The sequence below is a fragment of the Streptomyces sp. NPDC033177 genome (genome assembly GCF_055577715.1).
Map to the genome: position 1 here is coordinate 61,589 of NZ_JBVIPS010000008.1, position 18,281 is coordinate 79,869.

The window sequence follows — 18,281 nt, forward strand, 5'->3', positions numbered from 1 at the left end:
GACGTGGTCGGCCGAATCAGGGGGCTGAAGCGCGGCTGGCATGAGCGGAGCAAGATCGAGAAGGTCGAGTTCCAGAGCATGGCCATGTGGCACGCCATGCCGTGGCTCTTCTTCTTCAGCTGGTGCTCGGTGCCGCTGGGTGTGGCCCTGCGGCACGAGCCCCTCCCGCTGGTCCTCGGCTGCGCGCTGACCGTGGTGGCCGTCCTGCAGTGCGTCCACGTCAACCGCACGCTGCGCCGCTCCCTCGATCACTTCTTGCAGCGCGCGGAGCCACCGCGCCGCGACCTGGTCGTGGCGCTCGCACTCCTGGTTCTGACGCTGGGCCTCATGCTCGCCCTGCAGGCTGCGGACGGGGTCAAGGCCGAGGTGCTCACCCTCGGCACGATGTTCGTGGTGATGCCCTACGGACAGTCGCTGGCCTTCTCCGTGCCGATACGAACCTTCTTCATCCGGTTCGCCGTGATCGACGCCGCCACAGTGGCCGGGTTCGCCGCGGTCGGCGTCCACGGCGGGCGGCTCGTGGCCACGGCTCTGGTGATCGCCTTCGGCACGCTGGTCGCCCTGCTGTCCTCGCGCTGCGGCGCCTGGACGCTCTCCGTGATGTGGGAGGCCGACCGGGCCCGCGAGGTCGAGGCACGGCTCGCGGTGGCCGAGGAGCGGCTGCGGTTCGGGCGTGACCTGCACGACGTCATGGGGCGCAACCTCGCCGTCATCGCGCTGAAGAGCGAGCTTGCCGTGCAGCTGGCCAAGCGGGGGCGGCCCGAGGCGGTCGACCAGATGGTCGAGGTGCAGCGGATCGCGCAGGAGTCCCAGCGGGAGGTACGGGAAGTGGTGCGGGGGTACCGGGAGGCCGACCTCGCGGTCGAACTCGCGGGTGCGCAAGGGGTACTTGAGGCGGCCGGCATCGACTGCCGGGTGAGCGGGTCGTCCGCGGGGCTGCCGGTGTCGGTGCAGTCGGCGCTGGGATGGGTCGTGCGCGAGGCGACCACCAATGTGCTGCGGCACGGGGACGCGCAGCGGTGTGACATCACCCTGACGATCAGCGATGAACGTACGTCGCTGGTCGTCGAGAACGACGGGGTGCCCGAGGCCGCCCCCGAAGGCAGGAAGGGCTCCGGTCTCGCCGGGCTACGGGAGCGGCTCGCCGCGGTGGGCGGGACGCTGGACCTCGCCTCCGGCGACGGACGCTTCCGCCTCGCCGCACAGGTGCCGCTGGACCGCTCCCGGCAGGACGAACCCCCGCAGGTCAGCCGACAGGAAATCGAAAGGGCCTCGCCATGAGCCTGCGTGTGCTGCTCGCCGATGACGAGCACCTCATCCGCGGCGCCCTCGCCGCGCTCCTCGCCCTCGAGGACGATCTCGTCGTGGTCGCCGAGGCCGCGTCGGGGCCCGAGGCGCTCGCCATGGCCCTCGCCCACCGGCCCGACGTGGCCGTGCTCGACCTGGAGATGCCGGGCGCGGACGGTGTGAGTGTGGCCACATCGCTGCGGGACGAACTGCCGCACTGCCGCACCATGATCGTGACGAGCCATGGCAGACCGGGGCATCTCAAGCGGGCGCTCGCGGTGGGCGTACGGGGCTTCGTGCCGAAGACGGTGAGCGCGCAGCGCCTCGCGGAGATCATCCGTACCGTTCATGCCGGTAATCGCTATGTGGACCCGGAGTTGGCCGCCGACGCGATCTCCGCCGGGGACTCACCGCTGACCGTCCGCGAGGCCGAGGTGCTCGAACTCGCCGCCGACGGGGCGCCCGTCGCGGAGATCGCCGAGCGGGCCGCGCTGTCGCAGGGGACGGTCCGCAACTACCTCTCCTCGGCCGCCACCAAGATCGGGGCCGAGAATCGTCATGCCGCGGTGCGTCTCGCACGCGAGCGAGGTTGGGTATAGTTGGCCTCGCGCTACGGCGCAGCGCGGACGTAGCTCAGTTGGTAGAGCGCAACCTTGCCAAGGTTGAGGTCGCCAGTTCGAACCTGGTCGTCCGCTCCACAGAGAAGAAACCCCCGGTGCCTCTCGGCTCCGGGGGTTTCTTCGTGTTCCGTTTCTTCGTGTTCCGCGGGGTGCGGCCGGTGTACGGCTACCAGGACATGCCCGTCAGACGCTCGTACGCCTCGATGTACTTGGCGCGCGTGGCGTCCACCACGTCCTGCGGGAGCGGGGGCGGCGGCTGCTCGCTCTTGCGGTCCCAGCCGGAGGCCGGCGAGGTGAGCCAGTCGCGGACGAACTGCTTGTCGAACGACGGCTGGGCGCGGCCCGGCTGCCAGCTGTCCGCGGGCCAGAAGCGGGACGAGTCCGGGGTGAGGACCTCGTCGGCGATGACGAGGTCCTCACCCTCGAAGCCGAACTCGAACTTCGTGTCGGCGAGGATCACGCCGCGGTCGCGGGCGATGTCACGGGCCCGGCCGTAGACCGCGAGGGTCGCCTGGCGGAGCTGGGCCGCCGTCTCGGCGCCGACCTGGCGAGCGACTTCCTCGTAGCTCACGTTCTCGTCGTGCTCGCCGACCTCCGCCTTCGTGGCGGGCGTGAAGATCGGTGCGGGCAGTTCCGAGCCGTCGCTCAGGCCGTCCGGCAGCGCGAGGCCGCAGACGGTGCGCGTTTCGTTGTACTCGACCAGGCCCGAGCCCGTGAGGTAGCCGCGGGCGACGCACTCGACCGGGACCATCGCCAGGGACTTGCAGACCGTGGTGCGGCCCTCCCAGTCGGCGGGGGCGCCGGGCGGGACGTCGGTGGAGATGACGTGGTTCGGCACGAGGTCGGCGAGCTGGTCGAACCACCACAGGGAGAGCTGCGTGAGGACCCTGCCCTTGTCAGGGATCTCCGTGGGCAGCACCCAGTCGTAGGCGGACATGCGGTCGCTCGCGACCATCACGAGGTCGCCCGCCTCGTTCCGGTACAGGTCGCGCACCTTGCCCGTGTGCACATGCACCAGGCCCGGCACCTGAAGCGGCTCGGGCTTTTCTACGAATCCGGACACGGTTCCTCCCCGTGGTTATGACTGAATGCTGCTGATTCTCCCGCATGGGGAGAGGGCTCGCGGCCAGGGGGATGCCGACGAGCGTCAGTCCCGTTTGCAGATGCGGTCCAGGAGGTTGGCGGTGGCGCGCTGGACACGCGTGTCCACATGGCCGGGACGGTCGAGCGCAGGGGACCAGGCGAAGGTGCCCGATGCGAAGACCAGGGCGCCGGAGGGGGCGCGGTAGAGGGACGACTCCTGGTGGCGCATGGCGCCCTCGGAGTCCTCGTACGGCGAGTGGGCGAGGAGGATGCGGCCTTGATGCTCCGGCAGCGCGGTGCGCGGGAAATAGCGGTCGGCCTCGCCCGCGACCAGGCCCTCGATCTCGTCCCCCTCGTGCGCGCCCGTCGCATCCCACAGCCAGTGGTCGGCGTTGCGCACGACGAGGGGGGCGGGTTCGGGGACCCGGCCCGCGTACTGGATGCCCAGGAGCTGTTGTTCGGCCTTGTCCTGCTCCCGCCAGAGGGCCGGTCTGCCGGGGCCGTGGCGCTTGCGGCAGGTCAGCAGGCGGTCTTCCACGCCGGACGGGGAGGGGCTCAACTCCACCTGCCAGTACATGGTGTTGGCGGAGAGGAAGACGAGGGACGTGCCGTGCTCGCGGGCCTGTTCCGTGGCGCGGCGCATGTTCGCCGACCAGTACTCGTCGTGGCCCGGGAAGACCAGGCCGCGGTACCGGGTCGGATCGATGCGGCCCGCGTGCAGGTCGCGGGTGTCGGCGTACGCGAGGTCGTAGCCGTACCGCTCGGCCCAGCGGATGAAGTCGTAGGCGTGGCCCACGTGCAGGGGCAGGCCCGCGCCCGCGTACGGACGGTCGAAGGAGACGGTGTGGGCGGCCTCGCTCTCGCCGAGCAGGCGCCCCTTCTCGTCCCACGCGTGGTAGAGGCTCGCGCCCGTGCGGCCGTCTTCGGGGTAGAGGTTGTACGCCTGCCAGGTGATGTCCGGCAGGAGCAGGAGCAGATCGGCGCGGTGGTCGTCACGGACCGTGAACGGGACGTGTGAGCGGTAGCCGCCGACCGTGGTGAGGACCGCCACATACGCGCCGACGCTCCAGTAACTCGGGATCTGCAGACGCCAGGAGAGCCACCAGTGGTGGCAGGAGACCGTGCGGTCGGCGGCGAGCGGGGGCGGCTGGACGATGCCGGAGAGGCGCGGGCTCGTGGTGATCTTCGAGGCTCCGTCCCCGCCGTAGTGCCCGATGCGGTAGATGTCGACGAAGAACTGCTGGGGCGGGTCCACCGTGACGTGGAAGTCGATTGCGCCGCCGGGGGCCGCGGCGCCGGTGGAGGCGAATCCCTTGATCTGACCGTGCACGTCGTCGGCGGTACGCGGCCCGTTCGTACTGGTGCGGTGGCGGGGCGCGGGGATGTTCTGCGCGCCTGGGGACGGGGCGTGGTCGATGTACCAGGGGACGACCTGGCCCGTGTCGTCGAAGTAGTGCTCGGCGCCTCGGAGCCAGGGCAGGGGCCCTTGGCCGAAGGGGTCGGTCACGGCGTGCGCCAGCGCGCCCGATTCCCACCTGCGGATCTGCTCCGACCCCATGTGTGTACCCCTCCCTCGCTGCTCCCCCGAGATCGCTCCGCACCGCGGTGCGGAGCGCTGCGCTGTGCCCGACCCCTGCGCGGTGCCGTTTGCCTGCCGCTTGCCTGCTGCTTGCCTGACGGTTTGCATGCCACACCAGCGACCGATCCCAGCACATCACATTACGCACGCACTCCGTCACCGTTCGTCGCGAATAGACGAGAACGGAAGGGAGCGTTCCGGGGAGTGGGGGCGGGGGCGGGCGCGGGGTGGTTCGTGCGGGGCGGTGGGTGAACGGGGTGCGCGTGGGTGCCCACTGGTGTGCGTGGCTCCGGGGGAGGGCCGGTCGGGGCCGGGGGCAGGCCGTTCGGCCAGGCCGGTTGGCGTTGGGGCAGGCGTCGACACCGGGGCAGGTTGGTCGGCCTTTGGGACAGGCGGGTCGGGGCTGGGGGTGGGCAGGCCGGTCGGCGGGCGGGCAGGCGTCGACACCGGGGCAGGTTGGTCGGGGCTGGGGCGGCCGGTCGGCTCCCAGAGGCAGGTATGTCGGGGCTGGGGACGGGCGATCGGGCAGGCCGGTCGGCGCTGGGGGGCTGGTCGGCTCCCGGAGGCAGGCCGGTGAGGTTGGGGACGGGCTGTCGGCGCATGGGGCGGGCTGGGCGGTGCTGGGGGCCGACCGGTCGAGGGGTGGTTAGACCAGGCGGATTGGTTTTTCCGGGCGGACGCCCAGGCGGGCCAGCCAGCCGCGCAGGGGGATGGGGTCGCCGTCCTCCACGAGGCTCAGGACGACCGGCGCGAGATCCGCCGCGCGCTCCCCGTCGACCAGGAGGGACGGGCCGTCCAGCCAGTCGAGACCGGGGGCCGCGCCCGCCGTGTCCACCGCCGCGCAGCAGACCAGCGCCGTGACGTGATCGGCCAGCAACTCCCGTCCCGTACGCGGCGGCTGGAGCGGGAACAGCGGCAGCGTTCCGTCGTCCCAGAGCGCGTCGTCCGGGCCCTGCCCCGTGGGCGCGGGGCGGGGCGGGGCAGCGGCTTCCTCGCGGGCGATCTCCGCGGTGAGGCCCGCGGCCAGGAGACCGCCGGGGCCGTCGGTGGACTCTTCGCCGTCCTCCGACTCCTCGCCGAACAGGGGCTCTTCGGCGGCGGCGGTTGCTTCCGGCGCGGCCTCCGTGGTCTCCGTGGTCTCCGCCGTCAGGTGGTCCAGTACGCGGCCCAGCGTCGGGCCCTTGGAGTCGGTTGTCGTCGCGTCGGTGCAGTGGGTGACGCCCAGCGAGTCCAGTACGCGGTGCAGGCGCGCGGCGTCCATGCGCCACCTGCGGTCGACGACCTCGTCCGGATACTCCTGCCACGCCACCGGCGCCCAGTCCGGGCCCTGCTCGGCGGGGCCGCCGTGGAAGAGGCGGGCGGCCAGCAGCGAAGCCGCCTGGTCCACCGAGCCCGGCTCCTCCAGAAGGTCACAGGCGGGGCGCTCGCCCAGGCGGGACGTGAAGCCCTCCGCCAGACGGTCCCTGCGGGAGAGCTCGGTGAGGGCGGACACGACGCCCGCGTCGAGCCGGGAGGGCCAGCGGCCCATCCGCCAGGCGGGCAGCGCGACCTTGGTCAGGAGCCGGTCCCACCCGGCATACGCCAGGCCCACCTGCTCCTGGGCGACGATCCGCACCCCGTAGTCCACGGCCTGGGCGCGCTCGGCGGCGGCCGCCGCGACCCCGCGCTCCATCTCGCCCGCATGCCCCCGGACACTGCGCAGGAGCAGCCGCGTCACCCAGCCGGCACCGCCGAGCACCGTACGCACGAGCGGACCGCGTCCCGGCGCGGACGTGACCGCGACCGCGGCGTCGAGCCCGCGGATGAAGCGCCGGGCCGCGGCTATGTCGGGGTGCGCCGAGGGTCCCGTACCGGCCACGACCGGGGCGAGCACCGCGCGCAGCTCGCCGACCCGCATCCACCACAGGAACGGGGAGCCGATGACGAGCACCGGAGCCACGGGTGCCGGGCGGCGCGGGGCGGGGCGGCCGTCCCGTACGCCATTGCCCTCTTCCTTCGGGGGCTGCGGGGCGGAACCCTCCGCGGGCGGGCCGTGCGCGGGATGCGTGCGGTCCTCCAGCCAGCTGTCGCAGTCCGGGGTGAGGGCTATCGCCGAGGGGGCCGGCACGTCGAGGCGGTCGGCGAGGTCCCGCACCAGGCGGTACAGATCGGGGGCCGAGCCCTCGGTGATGGGGACGGTCGGGCTGACGGCCGGCCTGGAGCGCGCGACCACGAGCGCGATGCCCGCGGCGGCGATCAGGACGACTACGGCGACAACCGTCACGACACCGCGCGCGACGTCCCAACTCCCGCCGGTCATATGGCCCGTGACGCCGCCCGCGACGAGCACGACGGCGACGGCGGCGGGCAGCAGCGCGACGGCGAGCGCCCTGCTGCGGATGCGCAGCACGGCGAGCGCCTGGGAACGCGCGGACTGCACGCCCACCTCCACACCCGTACCTGACACGACCGATGTCACCCCCTGCTGCCTGCGCCGCCTGTCTCCCGGCCGGGGGCCGGGACGACGGGCGGACGGCAGCCGCCGATGGATTTGCTCACTCCCCCACTGTGGCACCCGCCACTGACATCGCAATGCCGGTGGTCTGTTTGGCTCTGGGCACCTGAACCGCTTGCGCCGCACCCTAGTTGGGGTGCCGGGCATCGTCAGCCGGATGGGCCAGCGGTCACTCGATGGAATGGCTTTGGGTAAAGGTGGATGACGGTCAGGCCCCGGATCCACTGTCAGATCCGGGGCCTGTGAGCCGTTCGCGGGTGGCGCGCGAGTGACGTGCGTTACGCCTGCGCCGCCTCCGAGGCCGCCTTCGCGATCGCGTCCGATGCCGCGTCCGAGGCGGCCTTCGCCGCGATGTCCGTACGGTGCTGGGAGCCGTCGAGGCGGATTCGGGACAGCGCCGCGTACGCGCGCTCGCGTGCCGCGGTCAGATCCGTGCCGGTCGCCGTCACGGAGAGCACACGGCCGCCCGCGCTGACCACGGCGTCGCCGTCGCGCTTCGTCCCCGCGTGCAGGACGTACGCGTCCGGGGCATCCTGTGCCGCGACATCGCCGAGGCCCTCGATGGGGTCACCGGTGCGCGGGGTCTCCGGGTAGTTGTGCGAGGCGATGACCACGGTCACCGCGGCGTCGTCGCTCCAGCGCAGCGGGGGCAGGTCCACGAGGGTGCCGTTCGCGGCGGCAAGGAGGACTCCGGCGAGCGGGGTCTTCAGGCGGGCGAGGACGACCTGGGTCTCGGGGTCGCCGAAGCGGGCGTTGAACTCGATGACGCGTACGCCGCGGCTGGTGATCGCGAGCCCCGCGTACAGCAGCCCCGCGAACGGGGTGCCGCGGCGGCGCAGCTCGTCCACGGTCGGCTGCAGAACGCTCTGCATGACCTCGTCGACCAGCTTCGGATCGGCCCACGGGAGGGGCGAGTACGCGCCCATGCCGCCGGTGTTCGGCCCTTCGTCCCCGTCGAGCGCGCGCTTGAAGTCCTGCGCGGGCTGCAGCGGGACGACGGTGACGCCGTCCGTGACGGCGAAGAGGGAGACCTCGGGGCCGTCGAGGAACTCCTCGATGACGACGCGGTCGCAGGCCAGGGCGTGGGCGCGGGCCGCCTCGATGTCGTCGGTGACGACGACGCCCTTGCCGGCGGCGAGGCCGTCGTCCTTGACGACGTACGGCGCCCCGAAGGCGTCGAGCGCCTCGTCGATCTCTTCCGGGGTCGTGCAGACGTAGGACCGCGCGGTGGGCACCTGGGCGCCCGCCATCACGTCCTTGGCGAAGGCCTTGGAGCCTTCCAGCTGGGCGGCCTCCTCGGAGGGCCCGAAGCAGGGGATCCCGGCGTCGCGCACGGCGTCGGCGACTCCGGCGACCAGGGGCGCCTCCGGGCCCACGATCACCAGTTCGGCACCGAGCCGGGTGGCGAGGGCGGCCACCGCGCTGCCGTCGAGGGCGTCGACCGGGTGCAGCTCGGCCACGTCCGCGATGCCGGCGTTGCCGGGGGCGCAGTACAGGGCGGAGACGTCGGGGTCGAGGGACAGAGAGCGGCACAGGGCGTGTTCGCGGGCACCACTGCCGATGACGAGGACCTTCACGGGCGCCAGCCTAGCTTGGCGCGGCCCGTGCCTTCGTACGGCCGCCCCAGTCCCGGGGGCTGCCTCGTTCGTACGTTCCTCCAGAGATGGGGCGGCTCCGGGCCCACCGCTGCGTGATGGGCTCAGGGTTCGTTGTTGTATTCCTCGACGATCGTCGCGCCCAGCTCGCGGACGATCAGGTCATGGCCGGAGAGTGCCGACTCGACCAGGTCCGGGTCGTCGTCCGCCCAGGTGTCGTCCTCCGGCGAGACATGGTCCACGACGCGTCGCTCCGGGGCCGGAGCGGGAGCCGGGGCAGGCGCGGGAGCGGCCGGTGCCGGGCCTGCGGTGGGCTGCGCGGATGGCGGCGACTGCCGCTGCTGGTGCTGCTGCTGCGGAGGAGCCGAGGGCGCACCGCCCCCGTACCCACCCGCGGACGCCGGTGCGCTTCCCCCGAAGTTGCCCGCGGCGGGCGGCGGCGCCGAGCCCCCCGAGGGGTCGACGATCGCCTCGACCTTCCACTGCACACCGAACTGCTCGGACAGCGCCTGCCGCAGTACGTCCTCACTGCCGCTGCTGGCGAAGTTGTCCCGCGCCCCCGCGTTCACGAAGCCGATCTGCAGTGTCGTCCCGTCGAAGCCCGCCACCTGGGCGTTCTGGCTCAGCAGGATCCAGGTGAAGCGGCGGCGGCCCTTCACCGCCTCAAGGATGTTCGGCCACAGGGTCCGCGGGTCGGGTCCGCCCACCGGAGCCGCCTGGGCCGGGGCCTGCGCCGGAGCCGGGGAGGCCGCCGGAGCGGGCGTCGCCTGCGCGGGCGCGGGCTGCTGCGGAGCCGGGGCGCCGCCCCCCGCCGCCGCGGCCGTGGGCCAGCCGCCCGGCCGGGGGGCCGCCTCCGGAGCAGGGGCAGACGGAGCGGAAGCCGGAGGAGCGGACTTCGCCGGGCCGCTGCCGGGCGCCGAAGCCGTGGGCCACCCGCCGGGGCGCCGCTCGCCGGACGGCGGGGCGGCAGCCGGCTCCGGAGGAGCCACCGGAGGGCTCTCCTGAACCGGAGCCGCGGGCTCAGGGGCGGGAGGAGCAGCAGGCGCAGAGGCTGGCGAAGGAGTCGGCGTAGAAGCGGGAGCCGGCGTAGGAGCAGGAGCAGCCTGCCCCCCACCCCGCACCGCAGCCCGCGCCGCCGCGACCCCGCCCCCCGGCGGAACCTGCGGCGCGGCAGGACCCGGCTGCATGGCCGCCCCCTGCTGCCCGCCCGCATGAGCCTCGGGCCCCGGCGCGTACCCCATGGCCGGTCCGGGCCCCCCGCCCTGCGCCCCCGCCATGAAGTTGCCGCCACGCTCCAGCCGGTCGAGGCGGGCCATGAGCGAGCGCTCGTCGTCGTACGCGGCCGGAAGCAGCACGCGGGCGCAGATCAGCTCGAGCTGCAGCCGGGGCGAAGTCGCCCCCCGCATCTCGGTGAGGCCTTCGTTCACGAGGTCGGCCGCGCGGCTGAGCTCCGCGCCGCCGAAGACGCCCGCCTGCGCCTGCATCCGCTCCACGACGTCCGACGGGGCGTCGATGAGCCCCTTCTCCGCCGCGTCCGGAACCGCGGCGAGGATCACCAGGTCCCGCAGCCGCTCAAGGAGGTCGGCGACGAAGCGCCGCGGGTCGTTGCCGCCCTCGATGACGGTGTCGACGATCTCGAAGGCGGCGGCGCCGTCCCCCGAGGCGAAGGCCTCCACCACGGAGTCGAGCAACGACCCGTCCGTATAACCGAGAAGGGACGTGGCCATGGCATACGTCACGCCGTCGTCCGCCGCGGACGCGAGGAGCTGGTCCATGACGGACATCGAGTCACGCACGGACCCGGCACCGGCCCGCACGACCAGCGGGAACACACCCTCCTCCACGGCCATCTGCTCCCGGCCGCACACCTCGGCCAAGTACTCACGGAGGGTCCCCGGCGGCACGAGACGGAACGGATAGTGATGCGTACGCGACCGGATCGTCCCGATGACCTTCTCGGGCTCCGTCGTCGCGAAGATGAACTTAAGGTGCTCCGGCGGCTCCTCGACCACCTTCAGCAGGGCGTTGAAGCCCGCCGAGGTGACCATGTGCGCCTCGTCGATGATGTAGATCTTGTACCGGCTGCTCGCCGGGCCGAAGAAGGCCTTCTCGCGCAGATCACGGGCGTCGTCCACGCCTCCGTGCGAGGCGGCGTCGATCTCGATGACGTCGATCGATCCCGGGCCGTTCCTCGCCAGGTCACGGCAGGACTGGCACTCGCCGCAGGGCGTCGGGGTGGGACCTTGCTCACAGTTGAGACAGCGGGCCAGGATGCGCGCGCTCGTCGTCTTGCCGCAGCCGCGCGGGCCACTGAACAGGTAGGCGTGGTTGACCCGGTTGTTGCGCAGCGCCTGCTGCAGCGGGTCGGTTACATGCTCCTGCCCGATGACCTCGGCGAACGACTCCGGGCGATAACGGCGGTACAACGCGAGAGACGACACACACACGAGGTTAATGGCGACCACTGACAACCAGGACCGCCCCAACGCAAAGCGCCCCCCACGCACCCGCCAGAGCCAACCTACCCTTGCTGCCTTCCGGCCCTGGGGGAGTTCAGTCAGATAGCGCCACGTGAGGGGCTGACACCCACCCTAGCGGATCCCGGGGGCCGGAAGCGACGCCGGACCCACTCCGGTATCCCCCTCAGGACGATCTCGGGAGCGATCTTGGGACCGGGGAGGATCTGGTTCGCGAGCACTCCTCAACGTCTTGTATTGTTTGCCGCGGAGGATTCGCCTAGTGGCCTAGGGCGCACGCTTGGAAAGCGTGTTGGGGGCAACCCCTCACGAGTTCGAATCTCGTATCCTCCGCCAGTGCCTCACCGGGCACGATGTCGAAGGGCCCCACCGTTCGCGGTAGGGCCCTTCGTCGTGCGTGGTCTCAGTTTTGGTCTCAGTTGCCCTGCCTGGACTGGGGCGGACCTCGGTGGACACCGAATCCCTTCCCCCCAGGACCTGAACAGCGCCACGGCTGGCCCGGTACGCGGCTTACCGTAGAACCATGGTTTTTCGCTCCCGTCGCCTGGAGGATCTCCTCGGCGGTCGCCTCGACAAGGTCGGGTACGGCGACATCGCTGCCCTCATCGGGCGACAGGAGGCGGTAGAAGCCGAGGACCTCGACTACAAGCAGCAGCACTACGGCAGTGACGCCAAGAGCAGAGAAGAGCTGGCCAAAGATGTCGCCGCTCTCGCCAACCACATCGGTGGAATCCTCGTCATCGGGATGGCGGAAAGCCGAGGCGTTCCCTCTCGCGCATTCGACGTGGACCTTGACGATCGACACGTCCGGGACCTGCAGCAGCGGATCGCCGCATCCACGGCTCCGTCCGTGCGATGGGAACCGCTTCTCAAGGAGAACCCCGCCAATCCTGGGCATGGGTTACTCCTTCTCACCGTTCCCCGCAGCCCGGAGGCGCCGCACGCCATCATCGCGCCGCCGACGAAACCGACCTCTGCGGCTCTGCGCTACCCGCGTCGCGCCGGCAGCAAGACGGACTGGCTGACGGAGACATACGTGGCCAGCGCCTACCAGCAACGCTTTAGGTCCGCCGCAGACCGGGCCGAGCGTATGCGCGACATCGAGACCCGGCTCGTGACGAGTGAACTGGCGCGCGCTCGAACCCACTTGCTGGTCACGCTGGTTCCCGACGTACCTGGCGAGATGCGACTGAAACCAGCGCTCCTTCATCGATTACAAGGAGCAGCTCCTGGCCTCACAGCCGCTGATCGCTACGGAGACACGGCTGTTCCGCCATGTCAGCGTGGGTTCCCACAGACTGATCGTGGAGCAGCGTTCCGATCGCGCCGACAGCGACCTGGCGCACCTCTACGACGACGGATCCGGCATCTGGGCGCAGTCCCTCCAAACCTCAGTGGACAACGACGAGGATCCGACGGACCGGGTCCGCTCCCTCGCAGGAGACTTCCTGGCCCACAGGCTGATGTCAGCGTTGATCTTCCTTGCCAGCCATGCACGGGACCGGTGCGGAGTCGCCGGAACAGTGGCCGTCGAAGTCGACCTCGTCGACGGCATGTACGCCCACCCCTATGCCCCGCCGCTGCCGACGTCTCTCCCCGGGCGGCCCGCGCGTAGAGAGCCATACCCTCTGGCGGTCGACCAAGTGCCGCCCTTCCCATCGGGAACGTTTTGCACCACTGCGGCACAGGCCGAGGTCACAGCGTTGGTCGACGATCTGGCGGACGGCAGCACCGGCCTAGTGCAGGCCGCGTCCCTGCTTGCTGACCATCTCTTCCACACTTTCGGCATCCCGGAGGCGCACTGCATCACGGCGGCTGGGGAAATCCGTGCTGCCGCATGGCAGTTGACGCGGCGTACCGGTATCAGTACCTGGGCAGACCAACAGTCCATCGTGGTGACCGACTAGAAAGTCGACCGGTGTGGCGGCGATCGGTCTGTGAGGTCGAGGGCGGACCGATCTGGCGTCGCCTGGACAGGCCGCCTTCTCGCCGCAGCGAGAAGGCGCAGTCTGACCGGATCGCCCAGGGCTTGAGCATCCGCGCGGCCGTCTCGACCTCCTCGGCGGAGAACGGTCGCTCGGTGGGCGGCCAGCAGCACGACGCACGCCCGTTCGCCGTACTCGCGCTGAACTCCGCCACAGAAGCCCCCTTCGCTGCCGAAGGGAACTGCCATGCACGACAACACAACAGAAGGCGCCTACGAGTCTGTAACGGGCGGTGGGCTGCACCGTTCCCGGTACAGCCCACCCACTTCGTCTACGGCTACCGCTCGTCGCTGTCGCCGTACTTCCCCGGATCCTTCGCGCGATCCGCAGCCTGTGCGCAAGCCGCCGCAAAGGCCGCCGTCACGGCTCCTTCGTCCGTGCCGCTCGCCCGAACGTCGATCACTCCTCCCACCCGGCGAAGGGTGCTCCAGCGCACCACTTGGTCGGTGTGGAGATCCGTCTCGAACTCCCAGGCATCCACCGACCAGGGATCGAGACGAGTAGCCAGCTCACGCACCCCGCCGGGCAGGAACGCTGCGTGGGCGTGGTGGACGACGCGGCGATCGGGAAGGCGATCGCGGACGGCACTCGGGCCACCAAGCCCTTCCCTCTCCCACTTCAACCGGTCCCACTCCTCAACCTCGGCGATCTGCCCGGGCCGTTCGGAGCGCCAGCGCTCCACGAGGAAGTCGGCGTGCCCATGATCGCGGAAAGGGACGAGGTACTCGCCGATGCGAGCGACGTACATCAACACCCCGGCGGGAGCCTGCGCCGTACCGGTGGCCTCCTCTCCTCCGTCAGCGGCCATGGGCCACAGCAGTCCGCCGATCTTGGCAGCCGTATCCCTCAGAACGCGGCCGGTCAGGTGCTGGTAACGACGGCGCATCCGGGCCGAGTTGCCGGGCTCCCAGCCCATGATCCTGTCGACCACGGCATCGGGGACGCCGAGGATGAGCAGCACGGTCGCCGCGGTGTGCCGGGCGTCGTGAAGGCGGCCGTCGCGTACGCCGGCGGCCTTCAGCAAATCCTTCCACCGGTGGTAATCGGTGTTGGGATTGAGCGGCTCGCCGGTCGGCGAGGTGAACACGTACCCCTTCTCCACCCACAGGTCGCGAGCGAGGGCGCGCTCGCGGGCCTGCTCCTCCTTGTGTTGCTGGAGCAGCTTCAGGAGTTCCTCGGGGACACCGATCGGACGCTTGCCCGCCTTGGACTTCGTTCCCTTGGTCTCCTTGCGGGTGTTGATCTTCTGCGGGCAGTAACCGGGCTTACGGCCGCACCGGTTGCCGCAGCCGTGCTTGTAGCGGGGGCGCAGGCGGCTCTGCCGTACACGGATCACACCGGCATCGAAGTGGACGTCCTCCCACGCCAGGCCGAGGACCTCGCCCTGACGCAGGCCGAGCGCGAGGGCGATGACCCACCGGGCGGTGTTGCGGTGCTTCTGGGCTTCCAACAGGAGGCGCTGGACCTCCTCGATCGTGTACGGCTCGACCTCCTCTTCCTCCAGCTTCGGCGCCTTGGCGATCGAGACGGGGTTAAGGGTGATGTGCCGCCGCCGCACAGCCTCGTTGAGGGAGGTGTTCAGGGTGCGGTGAGCCTGGTGCGCGGTGCCGGCGGCACTGCCGGCCTCCTGCATCTTCTTGTAGAGCCGCTCGATGTGCTCGGGTTCGAGTTTCTCCAGACGATGGGCGCCCAGGCCGGGGATGAGGTGGCGGTAGACGGCGACTCGGTAGCCGTCGATCGTGTACTCGCCGACGCTCGGCGCGGCGATGTTCTCCACCCAGTGCGTGAGCCAGGTTTCCACCGTCCAGTGCTGGCCGGCCTTGCGGACGCTTCCGGCGTCGCGCTGGCGTTCCAGCTCGCGTACGACCTTGGTGATCTCGGCGCGTGTCTTGCGGCTGGCGTGGCGGCGGTCCGGGCTGCCGTCGTCCTTGACGCCGACGGTGACGCGGCCGTGCCAACGGCCGTCTTTGCCGAGGTAGATGGTGGAGGCGCCGTTGGGCTGGCGGGACGTACGGGGCTTCTTCGGCTGTGCCATGTGCGCCCCGCTCAGGCCGCGGTTCCGAAGTCCGTGGTCCGGTAGCGGCGGGCTAGGAATTCTCCGACCGCCTCGGCGGGTATGCGGCGCAGGCTGCCGATCTTGACGGAGAGGATCTCGCCGGACGTGACGTACTCGTACATCTTCGTCCGGCCGATGCCGAGGCGGCGGGCGGCCTCCTCGACGGTGAGGCCGACGAGGGTGGGGTCGCCGGGTACGTCGTCCCTCTCGGGCATCAGGGCGCGCAGGGCGCCCTCGGGGATGCCGAGCAGCTGGGCGATCTGGGTTACGGGCAGGGGGATCTCGGGCAAGAGGGCTCCTCACCTGGTCACGTACGGAGCGCCAACTCCGGTCGGACCGGTCGTGGTGATGTGGGTGATGGTTGGGCGGTTGCGCAGACGCGCGAAGGTGCCGCAGAGAAAAGCCCTGGGTGTTCCAGCACCGAGGGCCTGGCGGCGGGTGGGTTACTCGTCGACGTCAGCGTCGGCGGGGGCCTGCGGGTTGAAGGCGTCGCCGAGCCAGCGGATCAGGCGGGAGCGGGCTCCCTTGTGGCGGTGGAAGTCGCCGTTGGAGGCCGCGTCCAGTTCGTGGGCGAGCAGGTTGCGGACCATGGTGTCCTGGTCTGGGTTGGCCTTGCTGTACTCCCGGAGTTGGTCCTGGATCGCGTCCATGGACTTGCCGAGGGAACGCCATTCCTTCCACAGCTCGACGTACTCGCCGACCAGCCGACGGATGATCGGGTTGGCCATCTGTCCTGGTGGGCTGGCCAGTTCGTCGAGGGTCATGTCGAAGACCTTGCAGAAGCCGAGGGCCTCGTCGGTGTTGACCCGGCGGCGCGGCTTGCCGCTTTCGATGCGCCAGATCGCGGACTGGCCGATGGGGTGGCCCAGCTCGGCCATCTTGTCGGCCAGGGTGACCGTGCTCCAGCCGCGTGCCTCGCGCTCCAGCTTCACGCGCTCGGCGATGTTGTCCTCGACCGGTGGCCGCGCGTTCGTGACGCTCGCGTCGTCTTCGCCCTTGCCGCTGGCCATCTTCACCTCCTCGTCGTGCGGGCCTGCCGTACAGCTGCGGCCTAGGGTGAACCAGTTAACATCATTTGGAAACAGAATGCAACTAGACGTCTCCCGAATGCTCAGGGTAGACTTATGGCGCCCGGCGGTGAACGCGGCTGGACAAGCAAAAACCCCCGGTGCTGGAACACCGGGGGCGAAGCGGAAACCCTGACAACCGCCCAACCATGACGATCTGGACCGGTGGCCGGAGTTGGCGCTCCATGTGGCCTACCGGGAGAGGAGTCCTATTGACCCAGAGTACGGGTCACATGCACGAGACGCCATCCCACTTCGGATACGGCCCCACGCCGTCTCCGGACGAGTCTGCGCAGGCTCCTTTCAACCTGGAGGCCGAGAGCGCGGTGCTCGGCGCCTGTATGCACGACTGCGACGTCATCGACGCGGTCCGGCCGATCCTGGGCGACGACGCCTTCTATCGGCCCGCGCACGAGACGGTCTGGCGTGCGCTGCTCGCCCTGCATCGCGAGGGCAGGCCGACCGACCCGATCGTCCTCAGCGAGCTGCTCCAGGAGCAGGGGGACTTGAAGCGTGTCGGCGGAGCCGTCTACCTGCACCAGCTCGCCGGTGCGCTCTACGGCACCGGCAACGCGGAGCACCACGCGGAAATCATCCGCAAGAAAGCCGACCTGCGCCGCCTGCACGCCTCGGCCATACGGACCGTCCAGCGCGCCCAGGAGCCGGGGGCCGACCCTGACGAGATCCGCAGCGAGATCGAAGCGGAGGTACGCGCCGAACGCGAGCGCGCGCTCGCCTCGGGCCACGGCCGCCTGTCCCGCTTCGCCAAAGACGGATGGACCTTCCTCAAGGAGACCGGCGCGCACGCCGAACCTCTGTGGGGAACGCGCGATAAGACGGTCTGGGCACCGGGCGAGAGCCTGATGATCGTCGGCGCACCCGGGGTCGGCAAGACCACCCTGGCCCACCAGGTGGTCTTCGCCCGCCTCGGCCTGCAGGAGACGGTCCTGGAGATGCCGGTCGCGCCCAGCAGGCGGGTGCTCTACCTGGCTATGGACCGCCCGAAGCAGATCGCCAAGGCCATGGCCCGCCGGGTCTTCGACACCGACGAGAAGATCCTGCGCGAGCGGCTCGTGGTCTGGGAGGGACCGCTGCCCGCCACCCTCGACAAGGAGCCCGACCTCCTCGCCGATCTCGCCGCCGCCCACCGGGCCGACACCATCGTGATCGACAGCCTCAAGGACGCGGTGAGCACGATGGTCGACGACAGCCTCGCGGTCGCCTTCCACAATGCCCGCAATCGCGCCCTGCGAGGCGGCATGGAGATCCTGGAGCTGCACCACCAGCGCAAGGCCACCGCCGATGCCCCGCGCGGTCAACGCCCCAGCCTGGACCAGGTCTACGGTTCCACCTGGTACGTCTCCGGCGCAGGCAGCGTCCTGTTCGTCACCGGCAAGGCCGGCGACCCCGCCGTCACCCTGCACCACCTCAAGACCCCCACCGGGGAGGTCGGCCCGCTGGACGTCACCCACGATCACGTGCGCGGCACCACCACGGTCGACCCCACCAAGGACCCCGCCGTCCTGATCCGCAACGCCCCGAACGGAATGACCGCCCGAGACCTGGCAGTCGCCCTGCTCGGCGGGGGCGACCCCGACCGCGCCGACGTGGAGAAGGCACGACGCCACCTCGGCCGCCTCGTCGACAGCGGCCTGGCCACCAAGGCCGACGGGATCGCCGGAGGAGCCGGAGGCGGGCAGCAGACCCGCTACTACGCCTCCGCACGCCACCTCACCGCCGTCGGCTGAGCCCCACCGGCCCGCGCGAAGCGATCACGCGACCGTTCACGCGGCCCACTCGCTCCGATGCCGCCGTGAAGCGCTCACAGCGCGCACGCGAATCACAAAACCGCAGGTCAAGCGATCACGCGGGCGTCCACGCCGTACACGCGCCCAAGCGATCACGCGCGGGGCCCCCTTTAGAAGGGGGCCCGCGTGTACGCCCCCTCCGTGAACGCCCCTCATTCCCTCGCTTTCCTCCCCTTGGAGACCGTCTGCATGACCCTCGGCAACACCGCACACGTAAGCGCCGACAGCGG

At 70.9% G+C, this 18,281-nt stretch carries 12 protein-coding genes, 2 tRNA genes, 1 other RNA gene and 1 pseudogene; 7 read left to right on the forward strand and 9 right to left on the reverse strand.

The window, feature by feature from the left end; all coding sequences use genetic code 11:
* The first annotated feature begins 3 nt into the window (after positions 1-3).
* The 3 genes from ACZ5U5_RS26575 to ACZ5U5_RS26585 all read left to right on the forward strand — a co-directional run bounded on the left by ACZ5U5_RS26575 (position 4) and on the right by ACZ5U5_RS26585 (position 1,985).
* Positions 4-1,281: a sensor histidine kinase gene (locus tag ACZ5U5_RS26575; RefSeq protein WP_469026252.1), complete on the forward strand. Its 1,278-nt coding sequence runs from the start codon at positions 4-6 to the stop codon at positions 1,279-1,281.
* The gene (locus tag ACZ5U5_RS26580) at positions 1,278-1,886 is read left to right on the forward strand and encodes a response regulator transcription factor (RefSeq protein ID WP_160505955.1); all 609 of its coding nucleotides are present in this window, start codon (positions 1,278-1,280) and stop codon (positions 1,884-1,886) included. The genes ACZ5U5_RS26575 and ACZ5U5_RS26580 overlap by 4 nt, the downstream gene beginning before the upstream one ends.
* Positions 1,887-1,909: 23 nt before the next feature.
* Positions 1,910-1,985: transfer RNA gene (locus tag ACZ5U5_RS26585), tRNA-Gly, on the forward strand.
* Positions 1,986-2,073: 88 nt separating this feature from the next.
* On the opposite strand, the gene ACZ5U5_RS26590 is transcribed toward ACZ5U5_RS26585, so the two are convergent.
* From ACZ5U5_RS26590 to ffs, 6 genes are all read right to left on the reverse strand, one after another.
* On the reverse strand, positions 2,074-2,970 hold the full coding sequence (locus ACZ5U5_RS26590; RefSeq protein WP_469026254.1) for a phosphoribosylaminoimidazolesuccinocarboxamide synthase: 897 nt from the start codon (positions 2,968-2,970) through the stop codon (positions 2,074-2,076).
* Between the two features lie 84 nt (positions 2,971-3,054).
* Positions 3,055-4,548, reverse strand: a complete 1,494-nt coding sequence (locus ACZ5U5_RS26595; RefSeq protein WP_469026257.1) for a N,N-dimethylformamidase beta subunit family domain-containing protein — start codon at positions 4,546-4,548, stop codon at positions 3,055-3,057.
* Between the two features lie 667 nt (positions 4,549-5,215).
* Positions 5,216-7,015 carry a hypothetical protein gene (locus tag ACZ5U5_RS26600; RefSeq protein WP_469026259.1) on the reverse strand — a complete coding sequence of 600 codons (1,800 nt, stop codon included), beginning with the start codon at positions 7,013-7,015 and terminating at the stop codon, positions 5,216-5,218.
* A 326-nt stretch (positions 7,016-7,341) separates the two neighbouring features.
* A complete protein-coding gene (gene purD / locus ACZ5U5_RS26605) occupies positions 7,342-8,640 on the reverse strand; it encodes a phosphoribosylamine--glycine ligase (RefSeq protein ID WP_469026262.1) in 1,299 nt (432 codons plus the stop codon).
* A 122-nt stretch (positions 8,641-8,762) separates the two neighbouring features.
* On the reverse strand, positions 8,763-11,099 hold the full coding sequence (locus ACZ5U5_RS26610) for a DNA polymerase III subunit gamma and tau (protein ID WP_469026264.1): 2,337 nt from the start codon (positions 11,097-11,099) through the stop codon (positions 8,763-8,765).
* Between the two features lie 44 nt (positions 11,100-11,143).
* An RNA gene (gene ffs / locus ACZ5U5_RS26615) (signal recognition particle sRNA small type) lies at positions 11,144-11,242 on the reverse strand.
* A gap of 141 nt (positions 11,243-11,383) precedes the next feature.
* On the opposite strand from ffs, the gene ACZ5U5_RS26620 reads away from it, so the two are divergent.
* From ACZ5U5_RS26620 to ACZ5U5_RS26630, 3 genes and pseudogenes are all read left to right on the forward strand, one after another.
* Positions 11,384-11,471: transfer RNA gene (locus ACZ5U5_RS26620), tRNA-Ser, on the forward strand.
* A 187-nt stretch (positions 11,472-11,658) separates the two neighbouring features.
* Positions 11,659-12,030: pseudogene (locus ACZ5U5_RS26625) on the forward strand (AlbA family DNA-binding domain-containing protein); the annotation flags it as partial.
* 409 nt (positions 12,031-12,439) lie between these two features.
* Positions 12,440-13,042, forward strand: a complete 603-nt coding sequence (locus tag ACZ5U5_RS26630) for a hypothetical protein (protein ID WP_469027138.1) — start codon at positions 12,440-12,442, stop codon at positions 13,040-13,042.
* 355 nt (positions 13,043-13,397) lie between these two features.
* On the opposite strand, the gene ACZ5U5_RS26635 is transcribed toward ACZ5U5_RS26630, so the two are convergent.
* From ACZ5U5_RS26635 to ACZ5U5_RS26645, 3 genes are all read right to left on the reverse strand, one after another.
* Positions 13,398-15,155 (reverse strand): tyrosine-type recombinase/integrase, encoded by a 1,758-nt coding sequence (locus ACZ5U5_RS26635; protein ID WP_469026267.1) that lies wholly within the window; start codon positions 15,153-15,155, stop codon positions 13,398-13,400.
* 11 nt (positions 15,156-15,166) lie between these two features.
* On the reverse strand, positions 15,167-15,466 hold the full coding sequence (locus ACZ5U5_RS26640; RefSeq protein WP_469026269.1) for a helix-turn-helix domain-containing protein: 300 nt from the start codon (positions 15,464-15,466) through the stop codon (positions 15,167-15,169).
* A gap of 153 nt (positions 15,467-15,619) precedes the next feature.
* Entirely contained in the window at positions 15,620-16,186 is a 567-nt protein-coding gene (locus ACZ5U5_RS26645) for a helix-turn-helix domain-containing protein (protein ID WP_469026271.1), read from the reverse strand.
* Positions 16,187-16,476: 290 nt separating this feature from the next.
* Here ACZ5U5_RS26645 and ACZ5U5_RS26650 point away from each other — a divergent pair, with 290 nt between their 5' ends.
* On the forward strand, positions 16,477-17,991 hold the full coding sequence (locus tag ACZ5U5_RS26650) for a DnaB-like helicase N-terminal domain-containing protein (RefSeq protein WP_469026274.1): 1,515 nt from the start codon (positions 16,477-16,479) through the stop codon (positions 17,989-17,991).
* The last annotated feature ends 290 nt before the right edge of the window (positions 17,992-18,281 follow it).

Coding starts and splice junctions, on each gene's coding strand:
- ACZ5U5_RS26580 (WP_160505955.1), top strand. CDS start 1,278: ATGAGCCTGCGTGTGCTGCTCGCCGATGACGAGCACCTCATCCGCGGC.
- ACZ5U5_RS26595 (WP_469026257.1), bottom strand. CDS start 4,548: ATGGGGTCGGAGCAGATCCGCAGGTGGGAATCGGGCGCGCTGGCGCAC.
- ACZ5U5_RS26635 (WP_469026267.1), bottom strand. CDS start 15,155: ATGGCACAGCCGAAGAAGCCCCGTACGTCCCGCCAGCCCAACGGCGCC.
- ACZ5U5_RS26645 (WP_469026271.1), bottom strand. CDS start 16,186: ATGGCCAGCGGCAAGGGCGAAGACGACGCGAGCGTCACGAACGCGCGG.
- ACZ5U5_RS26650 (WP_469026274.1), top strand. CDS start 16,477: ATGCACGAGACGCCATCCCACTTCGGATACGGCCCCACGCCGTCTCCG.